Raw genomic sequence first — 14143 nt, 5'->3', positions numbered from 1 at the left:
CATGTCCACCGCGACCGCCCGCCCCAGCGACCGGCGGATCAGTCCCGTCTTCCTCGGGATCGTCGCCGTCGCCGCGGTCACGGGCTGGGCCACCTGGACCGGCTTCGCCGAGCAGCCGGGTCTCGCCGTGTTCCTGTTCGTGACGGCCGCGTGGGTCGTGTCCCTGTGCCTGCACGAGTACGCGCACGCCCGCACCGCGCTGCACAGCGGCGACATCTCGGTCGGCGCGAAGGGCTACCTCACGCTGAACCCGGTGAAGTACACGCACGCGCTGCTCAGCATCGTCCTGCCCGTCCTCTTCGTGATCATGGGTGGCATCGGCCTGCCCGGCGGCGCGGTCTTCATCGAGCGCGGGCGGATCCGGGGGCGCTGGCGGCACAGTCTGATCTCGGCGGCGGGCCCGCTGACGAACGTGCTGTTCGCCGTCGTGTGCACGGCGCCGTTCTGGCTGGACGCGCTGGACGGCGTGCCGCGCGACTTCCGGCTGGCGCTGGCGTTCCTCGCGCTGCTCCAGGTCACGGCCGCGATCCTGAACTTCCTGCCGGTGCCCGGCCTGGACGGCTACGGCGTGATCGAGCCCTGGCTGTCGTACCACGTGCGGCGGCAGGTGGAGCCGCTCGCGCCGTTCGGCCTGCTGATCGTGTTCGCGCTGCTGTGGATCCCGGCGCTCAACGGCGTGTTCTTCGACGCGATCGACGCGCTGCTGCGCGGTCTGGGGATCGGCGAGATCGACACGTACTGCGGCTTCGAGCTGTACCGCTTCTGGCAGACCGACCCGCTGTGCACGCCGGGCGGCTGAGACCGCTCAGCCGGTGACGGACGGGGACGAGCCGGCGCGGCGGGCGTCCCGGCCGCGCTTGACGTAGTACCAGCACATGTTGGACGACAGCCCCGACAGCAGCACCCACACGACGCCGATCACGATGCTGCCCCGCACGAAGGAGACGACGGCGGCGGCCACGGCGAGCACGCAGACGACCAGGGCGTAGAGGGCGAGGCGGGGCATGGGAACGGCTCCTGTCGGGGGGACACTGGTACCGACCAGTGTCCCCCATCGCCTCATACGTCCGTGACGCGGAGCCCGGCGTGTGCCTTGTAGCGGCGGTTGACGGAGATCAGGTTGGCGACCAGCGACTCGACCTGGTGGGCGTTGCGCAGCCGCCCGGCGAAGACGCCGCGCATGCCGGGGATGCGCCCGGCCAGGGCCTGCACGATCTCCACGTCGGCGCGCTCCTCGCCGAGCACCATCACGTCGGTGTCGATCTCGTCGATCTCCGGGTCCTGGAGGAGGACCGCCGAGAGGTGGTGGAAGGCGGCGGCGACCCGGCTGTCCGGCAGCAGGGCGGCGGCCTGCTCGGCGGCGCTGCCCTCCTCGGGCTTGAGCGCGTAGGCGCCCTTCTTGTCGAAGCCGAGCGGGTTGACGCAGTCGACGACGAGCTTGCCGGACAGTTCCTCGCGCAGGGATTCCAGGGTCTTGCCGTGTCCGTCCCACGGCACGGCGACGATCACGACGTCGCTGCGGCGGGCGGTCTCGGCGTTGTCGGCGCCCTCGACGCCGTGCCCGATCTCCTCGGCGGCGGCCTGGGCGCGCTCGGCGGCGCGGGAGCCGACGATCACCTTCTGGCCGGCCTTGGCGAGGCGGTACGCGAGGCCCTTGCCCTGGGGACCGGTGCCGCCGAGCACGCCGACGACCAGCCCGGACACGTCGGGCAGGTCCCAGGGGTCCTTGGCCGGAGCCTTGGCGGGGGCCTTCTGTGCAGCACTGTCGGTAGAGGTCATGGGGCGACCCTACGTCCGTGCGGACCGGCCCAGGGGCAGGGGTCCCGCCCGGCGGGAGGCGGTCCCCGGGCCGGGTGAATCCGGGGCGAACACCGGACCGCGGGGACGGGGGTGCGGCAGGATGCGGCGGCATGGACGCCGTACGGGTCGCGCTGCTGCGGGAAGTGCTCGCCGGGACCGAGTGGCTGGGGGCCACCCGGAGGTTCGCGGGGGCGCTGCGGGGGTCGGTGGTCCCGCACGGGGGCGGTCTGCTGCTGGTGGGGACCCCCGGGTTCGAGCCCTGGCACCTGGCGGCGCACCTGGTGGACGAGGCCGCCTGGTCGGGGACGCCGGAGCTGGCGCCGACGCTGGTACGGCACGGGGCGCGCCCGTCGGACCCGGCGCACCTCGCGGTCGGCCTGGGGCGGCTGGCGGCGGCCCGGCGCGGGGAGACGCTGCTGGTGGTCACGCCCGACGATCCCGGCGCCCCCCTGCTGGAGCGGGTGCACGACGCCCGCCGGGCCGGTGCGACGGTGCTGGCGCTGGGCACCGACCGCGCGCCGGGCGAGCGGGAGCTGACGGCGATGGCGCACGAGACGCTGACCGTCCCGGACGGCGCGGAACTGGACCTGGACACGGTGCAGCACCTGGTCAGCGCGTCGGCCGGGGAGAACGCGGTGCCGCAGCCCCGGGGCCGCCGCCGCTTCCGCGACCGCCTCTCCCGCCTCGCCGACCACCTGACGGCACCCCCACCGTCCGGCTGGTAACACCCCGGCGACCGCCCACCGCGCCCCGACCACAGCCCGCCGCGAACCCCCCGCGTCCGCCACCGCCCGCCCGAAGACGGCCACGCCCCCGCCGCAGCCCGCCCGCACCCCGAACCGCGACCACCCCCACCCCAGCCCGTGACGGCCACGCCCCCGCCACAGCCCACCGCGAACCGATCGCGTCCGCCACCGCCCAACCGGAGACGTCCGCGCCCCCGACCACTGCCCGCCCCCACCCCGAACCGCGACCACCACGGTCCGCCCCGTGACGTCCACGCCCCCGGCCACTGGCCACCGGCGCCCGGCCGTGATCCCGACCGCCCGACGCACAACCACCACGACCCGCCCCGCTCCGCCCCGCGGCCCGCCCCGCCCCGCGGCCCGCCCCGACCCGCGGCCCGACCCAACCCCGCACGACCCGACCCGTGACCGTCGCCGCCCGGCGGGTGACGGCCGTGGCCCGGGCGTCTGCCGTCCCGGGGAAAACCGGTTGCCCGTGTTCGGGCGGCCCCCGGACGATGAGCCCTCGTGACCGACACCTCCCCCGCCGACGCCCCCGCCGACAAGGCCGCCGGCGCGCCCACCGGCCTGCGTGGCCTGCTGCCCGATCTCTCCCCCTGGCGGGCCTCCCGGGACTTCCGGCGGCTCTGGGTCTCGGGTCTGATCACGAACTTCGGAAGCTTCCTGACGTTCGTCGCCCTGCCGGTGCAGATCAAGGAGCTGACCGGCTCGGCGGCGGCGGTGGGCGCGATCGGTGCCGTGGAACTGGTGCCGCTGGTGGTGTTCGGGCTGTACGGCGGCGCGCTGGCCGACGCCTGGGACAAGCGGAAGCTGATCCTGTGGACGGAGGCCGGTCAGGGCGCGCTGTGCGCGGCGCTGCTGGTCAACGCGGTGCTGCCGAGCCCCGCCGTGTGGCCGCTGTACGTGATCGCCGCGTTCACCTCGGCGCTCGGCGCGGTGCAGCGCCCGGCGCTGGACTCGCTGATCCCGCGGATCGTGGCCCACGAGCACCTGCCGGCCGCCGCCTCGCTGAACGCACTGCGCTGGCAGGTCGGCGGGATCGCGGGACCGGCGCTGGCGGGCGTGGTGGTGGCGTACGCGGGCCTGGGCTGGGCGTACGCGGTGGACCTGGTCACCTTCGCCGCCTCGGTGGCCCTGGTGGCGGGCCTCGCCTCCGCACCGGCCTCGCACGAGGCGCGCAGCCCGTCGTGGGCGGCGATCGCCGAGGGGGCCAGGTACGCGTGGAGCCGCAAGGAGCTGCTGGGCACGTACGCGGTCGACATCGCGGCGATGCTGCTGGCGATGCCGCTCGCGGTGCTGCCGTTCCTGGCCGACGAGCTGGACGCCGAGTGGTCGCTCGGGCTGATGTACGCGGCGATCCCGGCCGGGTCGCTGCTGGTCGGCGTGAGCAGCGGCTGGACGTCGCGGGTGCACCGGCACGGGCGGATGGTGGTGCTCGCGGCGGCCGGGTGGGGCGTGGCGATCGCCGCGGCGGGCTTCGCCGGGAACGTGTGGCTGGTACTGCTGTGCTTCGTGTGCGCCGGGGCCTGCGACATGGTCAGCGGTGTGTTCCGCGGCGCGATGTGGAACCAGACCATCCCGGACGAACTGCGCGGCCGGCTCGCGGGCATCGAGCTGCTGTCGTACTCGGTGGGCCCGCAGCTCGGCCAGGTCCGGGCGGGTGGCACGGCCGCGCTCGCCGGGGTGCGGGCGTCGGTGTGGTCGGGCGGGCTGCTGTGCGCGGGCGCGGTGGGGCTGCTGGCGCTGTGCCTGCCGACGATGATGACCTACGACGTGCGGACGAACGAGCACGCGGTGCGGCTGCGCGAGAAGCGCGCAGCCGCCGCCGCGAGCGGCTGATCAGCCGTCCCGGTCGCCGTCGGCGCTTCCCGGGGCGGAGGCGTCGTGCCACCTGGGGTCGTTCTCCCACTCCAGGTTGCGCTCGCGGGCGGTCTGCATCGCGTGCTCGGCCTCGGCGCGGGAGGCGTACGGCCCGAAGCGGTCCCGGCCCGGGCAGTCCGGGCCCTCCTCGACCTTCTGGTGCTCCAGGCAGTAGTACCACTCGCCCGGTTTGCCGACCGTGCGCTTCTTGAACAGGGCCATGGGCAGCTCCTCTCGCCACCGACATGTTCCCCCATGCGTGCTGGTTAGACTCGCTGCATGTCTGGCCAGTCGCTGCTCGTACCAGGGGAGCTGTCTCCCACCCGTTCCGTGCCCGGAAACATCCGCCGGCCCGAGTACGTCGGCAAACCCGCGCCGACGCCGTACACCGGGCCGGAGGTGCAGACGCCCGAGACGATCGAGGCGATGCGCGTGGCCGGGCGGATCGCGGCGCGGGCGATGGAGGAGGCCGCGAAGCACATCGCGCCCGGCGTGACGACGGACGAGCTGGACCGGGTGGCGCACGAGTACATGTGCGACCACGGCGCCTACCCCTCCACGCTCGGCTACCGCGGCTACCCGAAGTCCCTGTGCAGCTCGGTCAACGAGGTCATCTGCCACGGCATCCCCGACTCCACGGTGCTGCGCGACGGCGACATCGTGAACCTCGACGTGACGGCGTACATCGGCGGGGTGCACGGCGACAACAACGCGACCTACCTGGTCGGCGACGTGGACGAGGAGAGCCGCCTGCTGGTCGAGCGGACCCGGGAGTCCCTGGCCCGTGCGATCAAGGCGGTCAAGCCGGGCCGGCAGATCAACATCATCGGCCGGGTCATCGAGTCGTACGCCAAGCGGTTCGGGTACGGGGTGGTGCGGGACTTCACCGGCCACGGCATCAACTCGTCGTTCCACTCGGGGCTGATCGTCCCGCACTACGACAGCCCGCACGCGACGACCGTCATCCAGCCCGGGATGACCTTCACCATCGAGCCGATGCTGACGCTCGGGACCCACGAGTACGACATGTGGGACGACGGCTGGACGGTCGTGACGAAGGACCGCAGGCGGACGGCGCAGTTCGAGCACACGCTGGTGGTGACGGACTCGGGCGCGGAGATCCTCACCCTGCCCTGACCCCGCACGTCCCCGGACGGCCCGCTCTCCTCGGAGGGCGGGCCGTTTGGCGTCCCGGTGGGTAGGCTCTTACCGACAGGCCGTCGGCAACCTATTGACTTAGGTAAGCCTAACCACAGAAAATCGCGCCCATGGACTCCTTCTCGACCCTCATCCGCACGGCGTCCCACGAGCAGCATGTGGAGGCGGAGACCTCCACCTTCATGAGCGACCTGCTCGGGGGCCGGCTGGGCGTGGACGCGTACGCGCGCTACACCGAGCAGCTGTGGTTCGTCTACGAAGCCCTGGAGGCCGCCGCCGGACGGCTCGCGGCGGACCCGGTGGCCGGGCCGTTCGTCCGGCCGGAGCTGCTGCGGCTGGACTCCCTGGAGCGGGACCTGGCGCATCTGCGCGGGGACGGCTGGCGCGCGGGGCTGACCGCCCTGCCCGCGACCGAGGCGTACGCGGCCCGGGTGCGCGAGTGCGCCGAGGACTGGCCGGCGGGGTACGTCGCCCACCACTACACGCGCTACCTCGGCGACCTGTCGGGGGGTCAGATCATCCGCGACAAGGCCGAGCGGACGTGGGGTTTCGCCAGGAAGGGCGACGGGGTCCGCTTCTACGTCTTCGAGGAGATCCCCAACCCGGCCGCCTTCAAGCGGGAGTACCGCGACCTGCTGGACGGCATCCGCGCGGACGACCTGGAGAAGCAGCGGGTCGTCGCGGAGTGCAAGCGCGCCTTCGCGCTGAACACGGCGGTCTTCCGGGCGCTCGGCGAGGAGTTCCCGCTCTCCGCGTGAGCGGCCCCGGCGCCCCGTGGACGGACCGGCCCCCCTCGGCCGCGTGGGCCGAGGGGGACCGGGAGAGCGGACGGCCGGACCGACTCAGTTGTCGATGTCGTAGTCGTCGCTGCGGCAGTTGATGCCGCCGTAGTACAGGTCGCCGGTGCTGTCCGTGGTGATGGCGCCGAAGTACGGGCTGCACGTGGCGTCCTCGTCACCGTGCAGGTGGCCGTCGAAGGCGGTGGCGGTCGCGGCGCCACCGGCGGTCATGGCGGCGGTCAGCAGGACCGTGGCGAGGGCGGAGCGGATGCGCATGGGGTTCCTCTCGGGGAGACTGAGCGGTCAGGCCCAGAGGTCCCCCCTCACCGCCGCGCGCACACGCTGTTCCACCCGTACGGAGGCGCCGTACGGCGCTCCCGTCACCGCTCCAGGCGCACCCGCCCGCCGATCTCGACCCAGCCCCCGGGCTGCGGGGCGGTGAGGATCTGGGAGCCGACCCCCTGGGTGATGTTGAGGGCGCGGCCCAGCCGCCCGGTCAGCAGCAGCGCCGCAGCGCCGGTCGCCTCGTCCTCGTCGATGCCGTCGTCCCGGCCCGGGAAGGCACGGGCGCGTACCCGTCCCGCCGCCTCGTCCTCCCAGGCCCAGGCGTAGATCCACTCCCCCTTCGGCGGCACCGCGAGGTCGTCGACCTCGGCGACGGTGGCGTACTGGCGCAGGGTGCGCGGCGGGGCCCACTCCGGGCGGGCCTCGATCCAGCTGAACTCCCCGTCCAGCCGGACGCCCACCACCCCGGCCCGGGTGACGAGCTCGGGCACGTCCAGCAGCCAGGCGGCGCCGACGCAGGGGTGGCCGGCGAAGGGCAGCCGCAGGGTGGGCGTGTAGATGTCGACGACGCCGCGCTCCGGGTCGTCGACGAACACGGTCTCGCTGAAGCCCAGCTTGGCGGCCAGCTCCTGCCGCCGCTCGGGCTCCGGCAGCACGGCACCGTCCCGGACGACGCCCAGTTCGTTGCCGTATCCGCCGTTCGGAGCGCAGAAGACGCGCAGTACGTCGTAGTCGGTCACCGGGGCATTCAAGCACCGTCCGCGCACGGGCGCGCTCCTCGTCGTCCCGCCCCCCTCGCCGCGACGTCCGCCCTCCCCGGACCGGGCCATCCTTGACGCACCTTTGACTCTCCTATGAGCACTTCATCGACCCCTCGTGACCGGCCCGTGCTCATACACCGTCCATGAGATTCGGATCACCGTATGGACGGGTTTTGCTTAGGAAATCCTTAGGTATGTTAGGCCAGCCTCACCTTCCTATGAGGTCCGTCACGCGCACTTTCGGCCATCCCTTGGAGCCCCGCATGCGAGCCGCCAGACTCTCCGTCGTCACCGCCGTCGCCACCGCCGCGGCCCTGGCCGCCGTCACGGGCTGCACGGAGAAGAGCGGCGCCGAGGACGGCGAGCACGTCATCACGGTCACGGCGACGGACGACGCCTGCGAGGTGTCGGCGTCGGAGTTCCCGGCCGGTCACGTCGAACTCGCCGTCGAGAACAAGGGCTCCAAGGTCACCGAGGTCTACCTCCTCTTCCCCGACGACCGGGTGGTCACCGAGCGGGAGAACATCGGCCCCGGCACCAAGCAGCGGGTCACCGCCGAGGTGAAGGCGGGCGACTACCGGATCGCCTGCAAGCCCGGCATGAAGGGCAAGGGCATCCGCCAGCACGTCCATGCCACCGGCGGCAAGGCCGCCGCGCGCGACCCGCGCCTCGACAAGGCCGTGGCCGCCTACCGCCAGTACGTCCAGCAGCAGGCCGACGAGACCCTGCCGAAGGCCGAGGCGTTCGCGAAGGCCGTCCGGGCCGGTGACCTGGAGGCCGCGAAGAAGGCGTACGCGCCCTCCCGCATCGGCTGGGAGCGCACCGAACCGGTCGCGGAGTCCTTCGGCGACATCGACCCGAAGGTCGACGTCCGCGAGGACGGTCTGGAGGAGGGCCAGGACCCGGCGACCGACTGGACCGGCTGGCACCGCCTGGAGAAGGCGCTCTGGCAGGACGGCAGGATCGGCGGCCGGGAGAAGGAACTCGCCGCCACCCTGGTCACCGACCTCGAGGACTGGCAGAACCGGGTCGGCAAGGCCGAGATCACCCCCACCTCCATGGCCAACGGCGCCAAGGAACTCCTCGACGAGGTCGCCACCGGCAAGGTCACCGGCGAGGAGGAGCGCTACTCGCACACCGACCTGGTCGACTTCAAGGCCAACGTGGAGGGCGCGCAGCGGTCGTACACGCTGCTGAAGCCGGTCGCGAAGGAGAACGACGCGGCGCTGACGACGGAGCTGGACCGCCAGTTCGCGGCGCTGGACCAGCTGCTCGACCAGTACCGCCCGAACACCTCCTCCTACGAGTTCACCTCCTACGACAAGGTCGGCAAGGCGGACCGCAAGGAGCTGTCGGACGCGGTCAACGCGCTCGCGGAGCCGCTGTCCCGGCTCGCCGCGGCCGTGGTCGCCAAGTAGGCGCGGGGAGACGACGATGACGGACACCGACTCCCCCGCACCCGCACCCGCCCCCTCCCGGCGGGCGCTGATCGGCTGGGGCGGCGCGGGCCTCGCGCTCGGCGCCGCCGCGGCGGCCGGCGGGGCGGTGGCGCTGGACCGGTCCGGCGACGACGCGGATTCGGCCGGCGCGGGCTCGGCCGTCCCCTTCCACGGGGCGCACCAGGCGGGCATCGCCACGCCGGTGCAGGACCGGCTGCACTTCGCCGCGTTCGACGTGACGACCGAGGACCGGGCCGCCTTCGTCGCGCTGCTCAAGGAGTGGACGGCGGCGGCCCGCCGGATGACCGCCGGTCACGCGGTGGGCGAGGGCGCCTACGGCGGACTGCCCGAGGCCCCGCCGGACGACACCGGCGAGGCGCTGGGCCTCAGGCCGTCCCGGCTGACCCTCACCCTCGGCTTCGGGCCGTCCCTCTTCGCGAAGTTCGGCCTCGCCGACCTGCGCCCCGAGGCGCTGGCCGACCTGCCGAAGTTTCCCGGGGACAACCTCGACAAGGCCCGCAGCGGCGGCGACCTGTGCGTCCAGGCCTGCGCCGACGACCCCCAGGTCGCCGTGCACGCGATCCGCAACCTCGCCCGCATCGGCTTCGGCAAGGTCGTGGTGCGCTGGTCCCAACTCGGCTTCGGCAAGACCTCGTCCACGACGCCCGGCGAGCAGACCCCGCGCAACCTGCTCGGCTTCAAGGACGGCACCCGCAACATCGCGGGCACCGAGCGGGACCGGCTGGACAAGTTCGTCTGGGCCGCCGAGCAGGACGGCCCGGCCTGGATGGCGGGCGGCTCCTACCTGGTCGCCCGGCGCATCCGCATGCACATCGAGACCTGGGACCGGACCTCGCTCCAGGAACAGGAGGACGTGTTCGGCCGCGACAAGGGCGAGGGTGCCCCGGTCGGCAAGGCCAAGGAGCGGGACGAGCCGTTCCTGAAGGCGATGAAGCCCGACGCGCACGTCCGGCTCGCGCACCCCGACTCCAACGGCGGGGCGACGCTGCTGCGCCGCGGCTACTCCTTCACCGACGGCACGGACGGCCTGGGCCGCCTGGACGCCGGGCTGTTCTTCCTGGCCTACCAGCGCGACATCCGCACCGGCTTCGTCCGCGTCCAGCGGAACCTGGCGACGGACGCGCTCAACGAGTACATCCAGCACGTGGGTTCGGCGGTCTTCGCCGTGCCGCCCGGGGTCCGCGACGCGGACGACTGGTGGGGCAGCACGCTGTTCGGCAAGGAGGCGTAACCGTGTTCTCCAACTACCTGATCGGACTGCGCGAGGGCCTGGAGGCCTCACTCGTCGTCTGCATCCTGATCGCCTATCTGGTCAAGACGGGCCGCCGGGACGCCCTGAAGCCCATCTGGGCGGGCATCGGCGTCGCGGTCGCCATCGCGTTCGGCTTCGGCTGCGCGCTGGAGTTCGGCTCGCAGGAGCTGACGTTCAAGGCGCAGGAGGCGCTGGGCGGTTCGCTCTCGATCCTGGCCGTGGTCCTGGTGACGTGGATGGTGTTCTGGATGCGGCGCACCGCCCGGCACCTGAAGGCGGAGCTGCACGGCAGGCTGGACGCGGCCCTCGCGATGGGCACCGGCGCGCTGGTGGCCACGGCGTTCCTGGCGGTCGGCCGGGAGGGCCTGGAGACGGCCCTGTTCGTGTGGGCGTCGGTGCACGCGGCGAGCGACGGCACCCCGCGCCCGCTGATCGGCGTGGCCCTCGGGCTGGCCACCGCGGTCCTGCTGGGCTGGCTGTTCTACCGGGGCGCGCTGCGCATCAACCTGGCCCGGTTCTTCACCTGGACCGGCGGCATGCTGGTCGTCGTGGCGGCGGGCGTCCTGGCGTACGGCGTGCACGACTTGCAGGAGGCCGACCTGGTGCCGGGCCTGACGAACCTGGCCTTCGACATCAGCGGCACGGTCGACCCGGCCAGCTGGTACGGCACGCTGCTCAAGGGCGTGTTCAACTTCCAGCCCGATCCGACCGTCCTCCAGGTCACGGTGTGGCTGCTGTACCTGGTCCCGACGCTCGCGCTCTTCCTCGCCCCGGTAGGGTTCGCCTCCGGGAAGGGGAAGGTGAAGGAACCTGATGAGCCAGGATCGCGGCCCTCGAAGGCCCCGCAGGCTTGAGAAGTACGCGCTCATATCCGCCTCGGCGACGGCTTTGTCGCTGACGGCGAGCGGCTGCGTGGTGGTGCACGGTGAGCGCGAGGTGCTCCCCTCGGCCACCCGGGCCGAGGCCGCGAAGGCGCTGGAGCAGTTCACCACCGCGTACAACGCGGCCGACAAGGCGTACGACGCCTCCCTGGACGCCGACCACACCACCGGCGCCCTCGGCGCGATCGACGCGGCGCGGCTGAAGGCGGGGGCGGCCAACCACCCGGACGGCAATCCGGCGCACGAGCCGCTGGAGCTGACCGACGCGAAGTTCACGATCCCGAAGAAGGCGGGCTGGCCGCGCTGGTTCCTCGCGGACACCAAGGCCAACAAGGGCGGTACGGCACGCTGGTTGCTGGTGTTCACCCGCAACGGCCTGGAGGAGACCTGGCAGGCGGCGTACCTGACACTGGTCGCCCCCGGCAAGGTGCCCGAGTTCAAGACCGACCGGGACGGCTGGGCCGAGGCCGTGCCCGCGAACTCCACCGGCGTGAGCGTCCCGCCGGCCGACCTGAGCAAGGGCTACACGAGGTATCTGCAAGACGGCGGCACGTCCTTCGCGGACGGCGTGCACACCAGCTCCTGGCGCGCGCTGCGCGAGAAGCGGTCGATCCGCCCCGGCCTGGTCACCCAGTACCTCGACGAGCCGCTGACCAGCGGCGACCACGCGCCGCTGGCGCTGCGCACGAAGGACGGCGACGCGCTGGTGTTCTTCACCACGCGGCACTTCGAGAAGCAGACCGCCGCGCGGGGGGCGTCGGTGCCGACGCCGAACAAGGACGTGCTGGCGCTGACGGACGGCGAGATCAAGCAGTCGCTGACGATGGAGTTCGTCTCCAACCAGGTCGCGCTCGACCCCGCGGACGGACAGGTGGCGGTGCTGGGCCGGGTCCAGGGCCTGACGTCGGGGAAGGGCGAGTAGCGGTGGCCGGGGGCCTCAGCGGCGCAGCGGCCAGGAGGCTCCCTCGTGGTCGCTCTCCGTTCCGGCGTGCCGGGCGCAGGCGTCGGTGAGGGTCTCCAGCAGGGTCAGCGGGTCGGGCAGCGGGTGCTCGGGGCCGCGCACCCAGTGCACGGTCCGGTCCTCGCCGGGCAGCCGGGCCGGCGGCACCAGCACATAGGAACCGCGGCAGTGCCAGCGCAGCCCGGGGTGCTCGTCCATGGTCTCCGGGTGGCAGTCCAGCTCGCAGGGCCACCACTCGTCCTCGTCCTCGGGGGTGCCGCGGGTGAGGGTGAACAGCAGCATGCGTCCGTCGTCGCTCTCGGCGACCGGCCCGACCTCGACGCCGGCGGCGAGCAGCCGCTCCAGCGCCTCCCGACCGGCCTCCAGCGGCACGTCCAGGACGTCGTGCACCATGCCGGTCGCGGTGATGAAGTTGGCCTCGGGCTGGTGCCGGGCCCAGCGCTCGATCTGGGCGCGGTCGGTGGTGGACTGCGTCTGCCAGGCGAACGACACCGGGTGCCGGGCGGGGGTGGGACAGCCCACGCGGTCGCACGAGCATCGGTATCCGGCGGGGTGCGCGGCGGGCGCCAGGGGCAGTCCGGCACCGGCGGCGGCGAGCAGCAGGTCCTCCCGGCCACCGTCTCCGGTGACCTCCTTGGGCCGGCGTCCGCGCAGCCACGAGGAGAGTTTGCCCTGCAGACCGCTCCGACCGCCGAACTCCGCGCTCATCTATCCCCTTGCCTCGCCGTCGTGCGCACCAGCATGCCCTATCGTCGCACCATTCCGCGCTTGGGGGCCGTGAAGGGACAAACTTCCCTGGTCAGACTGGTCACCGCCGCGGAGCGAGCCCGTGGAGCGCGTAGTCGACGAGGGTGTCGGTGTAGGCGTAGGAGACGGGTGCCGTGTGCTGGAGCCAGCGCTGGGCGAGCGGCGAGACGAAGAGTTCCAGCGCGATGCGGGGGTCGATCTCCGGCCGCACCTGCCCGGCCGCCTGGGCGGCGCGCAGCCGGTCGACGTGGAGCTGGAGCGAGGGCTCGAGCAGCTTGGCGACGAACTCCCGGCCGAGCTGTTCGTTGACGAGCCCCTCCGCGGCCAGGGCGCGGGACGGCGCCTCGAACTTCGGGTCGTACAGCTGGTCGACGGTGGCGCGCAGTACGGCCTTGAGGTCGGCGGCGATGTCGCCGGTGTCCGGGATGGCGTAGGGCGCCTCCTGTCCCTGCGCGTGCACGGCCTGTTCCCCGAGGTCGAGGAAGGCCTCCAGCAGGACCTCCGCCTTGGAGGACCACCACCGGTAGATCGTCTGCTTGCCGACGCCGGCGCGGGCGGCGATCCCCTCGATGGTGGTCTTCGGGTAGCCGACCTCCCCGACCAGGGCGAGGGCGGCGTCGTAGATGGCCTGGCGGGAGCGCTGGCTGCGCCGGGTGGCGTCGGGGTGCGGCCGCTCGGCGGCGGGGGGCGTGGTGCGGGCGGTTTTCCGGATGGTGGCCATGCTCCGAAGCTACCAGGTCGACAAGACGGTACGTCTCGCCACCGCGTCGGGGACCGCTCAGTGGCGGGGCGCCCGCGCGTTCTCCAGGTAGTGCAGGACGGCCGCCACCCGCCGGTCGACCTGGTCCGCCGGGGACAGGTCGAGCTTGGCGAAGATGCTGCGGATGTGCTTGTGGACGGCACCGTCGGTGACCACGAGCCGTCCGGCGATGGCGCTGTTGCCCAGGCCCTCGGCCATCAGACCGAGCACCTCGCGCTCCCGCGGGCTGAGCCGCTCCAGCCGGGTGTCCTGCCGGATCCGGGTGAACAGCTGCGCGACGACCTCCGGGTCGATGGCGGTGCCGCCGCCCGCGACCCGGCCGAGGGCGTCCATGAACTCCTCGACCCGCCCGACGCGTTCCTTGAGCAGATAGCCGAGGCCGCCCACGCCCCCGGTCAGCAGGTCGGTGGCGAAGGACTGCTCCACATACGCGGACAGCACCAGGACGGCGAGCCCGGGACGCCGCCGCCGCGCCTCGACGGCCGCGCGGACCCCTTCATCCGTATGGGTGGGCGGCATGCGCACGTCCAGGATGGCCACGTCGGGCTCGTGCTCGTCGATGGCGGCGAGCACCGAGTCGGCGGTGTCCGCGGTGGCCACCACGTCCAGTCCCTCGGCCCGCAGCAGCAGGGCGAGCCCCTCGCGCAGCAGCGGATCGTCCTCGGCGATCACGATCCGCAGGGCGCGGTGCAC

The 14143-nt window shown here is 73.0% G+C and carries 17 protein-coding genes; 9 read left to right on the top strand and 8 right to left on the bottom strand.

Annotation, left to right across the window (positions count from 1 at the left end; translation table 11 throughout):
• Position 1: 1 nt before the first annotated feature.
• The gene (locus ACIRGB_RS27470) at positions 2 to 799 is read left to right on the top strand and encodes a site-2 protease family protein (protein WP_403870410.1); all 798 of its coding nucleotides are present in this window, start codon (positions 2 to 4) and stop codon (positions 797 to 799) included.
• A gap of 6 nt (positions 800 to 805) precedes the next feature.
• Here ACIRGB_RS27470 and ACIRGB_RS27465 read toward each other — a convergent pair whose 3' ends face one another.
• Positions 806 to 1006 carry a hypothetical protein gene (locus ACIRGB_RS27465; protein WP_403870408.1) on the bottom strand — a complete coding sequence of 67 codons (201 nt, stop codon included), beginning with the start codon at positions 1004 to 1006 and terminating at the stop codon, positions 806 to 808.
• A 53-nt stretch (positions 1007 to 1059) separates the two neighbouring features.
• A complete protein-coding gene (gene npdG, locus ACIRGB_RS27460; RefSeq protein ID WP_403870405.1) occupies positions 1060 to 1779 on the bottom strand; it encodes an NADPH-dependent F420 reductase in 720 nt (239 codons plus the stop codon).
• A 131-nt stretch (positions 1780 to 1910) separates the two neighbouring features.
• Between npdG and ACIRGB_RS27455 the strand changes: the two genes are divergently transcribed.
• Positions 1911 to 2525: a hypothetical protein gene (locus ACIRGB_RS27455; protein WP_076974077.1), complete on the top strand. Its 615-nt coding sequence runs from the start codon at positions 1911 to 1913 to the stop codon at positions 2523 to 2525.
• Positions 2526 to 3053: 528 nt separating this feature from the next.
• Positions 3054 to 4385, top strand: coding sequence for an MFS transporter (locus ACIRGB_RS27450; protein ID WP_403870402.1), 1332 nt, complete (start codon positions 3054 to 3056; stop codon positions 4383 to 4385).
• On the opposite strand, the gene ACIRGB_RS27445 is transcribed toward ACIRGB_RS27450, so the two are convergent.
• Positions 4386 to 4628: a hypothetical protein gene (locus ACIRGB_RS27445; RefSeq protein WP_403870400.1), complete on the bottom strand. Its 243-nt coding sequence runs from the start codon at positions 4626 to 4628 to the stop codon at positions 4386 to 4388.
• A gap of 57 nt (positions 4629 to 4685) precedes the next feature.
• On the opposite strand from ACIRGB_RS27445, the gene map reads away from it, so the two are divergent.
• The gene (gene map / locus ACIRGB_RS27440; protein ID WP_361007197.1) at positions 4686 to 5543 is read left to right on the top strand and encodes a type I methionyl aminopeptidase; all 858 of its coding nucleotides are present in this window, start codon (positions 4686 to 4688) and stop codon (positions 5541 to 5543) included.
• 131 nt (positions 5544 to 5674) lie between these two features.
• Entirely contained in the window at positions 5675 to 6322 is a 648-nt protein-coding gene (locus ACIRGB_RS27435) for a heme oxygenase (biliverdin-producing) (RefSeq protein ID WP_403870397.1), read from the top strand.
• Positions 6323 to 6406: 84 nt separating this feature from the next.
• Here ACIRGB_RS27435 and ACIRGB_RS27430 read toward each other — a convergent pair whose 3' ends face one another.
• Positions 6407 to 6619, bottom strand: a complete 213-nt coding sequence (locus ACIRGB_RS27430) for a hypothetical protein (RefSeq protein WP_403870394.1) — start codon at positions 6617 to 6619, stop codon at positions 6407 to 6409.
• A 104-nt stretch (positions 6620 to 6723) separates the two neighbouring features.
• Positions 6724 to 7368, bottom strand: a complete 645-nt coding sequence (locus tag ACIRGB_RS27425) for a PhzF family phenazine biosynthesis protein (RefSeq protein ID WP_403870392.1) — start codon at positions 7366 to 7368, stop codon at positions 6724 to 6726.
• Positions 7369 to 7652: 284 nt separating this feature from the next.
• Between ACIRGB_RS27425 and efeO the strand changes: the two genes are divergently transcribed.
• The 4 genes from efeO to ACIRGB_RS27405 are packed head-to-tail and all read left to right on the top strand — an operon-like array spanning position 7653 to position 11904.
• Positions 7653 to 8807 carry an iron uptake system protein EfeO gene (gene efeO, locus ACIRGB_RS27420; protein WP_403870389.1) on the top strand — a complete coding sequence of 385 codons (1155 nt, stop codon included), beginning with the start codon at positions 7653 to 7655 and terminating at the stop codon, positions 8805 to 8807.
• 16 nt (positions 8808 to 8823) lie between these two features.
• Positions 8824 to 10080 carry an iron uptake transporter deferrochelatase/peroxidase subunit gene (efeB, locus tag ACIRGB_RS27415; RefSeq protein WP_403870386.1) on the top strand — a complete coding sequence of 419 codons (1257 nt, stop codon included), beginning with the start codon at positions 8824 to 8826 and terminating at the stop codon, positions 10078 to 10080.
• Positions 10081 to 10082: 2 nt separating this feature from the next.
• Positions 10083 to 10955, top strand: coding sequence for an iron uptake transporter permease EfeU (gene efeU / locus ACIRGB_RS27410; RefSeq protein ID WP_403870384.1), 873 nt, complete (start codon positions 10083 to 10085; stop codon positions 10953 to 10955).
• Positions 10915 to 11904 carry a hypothetical protein gene (locus tag ACIRGB_RS27405; protein ID WP_403870381.1) on the top strand — a complete coding sequence of 330 codons (990 nt, stop codon included), beginning with the start codon at positions 10915 to 10917 and terminating at the stop codon, positions 11902 to 11904. The genes efeU and ACIRGB_RS27405 overlap by 41 nt, the downstream gene beginning before the upstream one ends.
• A gap of 15 nt (positions 11905 to 11919) precedes the next feature.
• Here ACIRGB_RS27405 and ACIRGB_RS27400 read toward each other — a convergent pair whose 3' ends face one another.
• The 3 genes from ACIRGB_RS27400 to ACIRGB_RS27390 all read right to left on the bottom strand — a co-directional run bounded on the left by ACIRGB_RS27400 (position 11920) and on the right by ACIRGB_RS27390 (position 14131).
• Positions 11920 to 12651, bottom strand: a complete 732-nt coding sequence (locus ACIRGB_RS27400; RefSeq protein ID WP_403870379.1) for a bifunctional DNA primase/polymerase — start codon at positions 12649 to 12651, stop codon at positions 11920 to 11922.
• A gap of 100 nt (positions 12652 to 12751) precedes the next feature.
• Positions 12752 to 13411: a TetR/AcrR family transcriptional regulator gene (locus tag ACIRGB_RS27395; protein WP_403870376.1), complete on the bottom strand. Its 660-nt coding sequence runs from the start codon at positions 13409 to 13411 to the stop codon at positions 12752 to 12754.
• Between the two features lie 57 nt (positions 13412 to 13468).
• Positions 13469 to 14131 carry a response regulator transcription factor gene (locus ACIRGB_RS27390; RefSeq protein ID WP_403870707.1) on the bottom strand — a complete coding sequence of 221 codons (663 nt, stop codon included), beginning with the start codon at positions 14129 to 14131 and terminating at the stop codon, positions 13469 to 13471.
• Positions 14132 to 14143 lie beyond the last annotated feature (12 nt).

Origin of the sequence: Streptomyces sp. NPDC102490, assembly GCF_044765285.1 — a bacterium.
Classification (GTDB): Bacteria; Actinomycetota; Actinomycetes; order Streptomycetales; family Streptomycetaceae; genus Streptomyces.
This window is presented reverse-complemented; position numbering and strand designations above follow the sequence as displayed.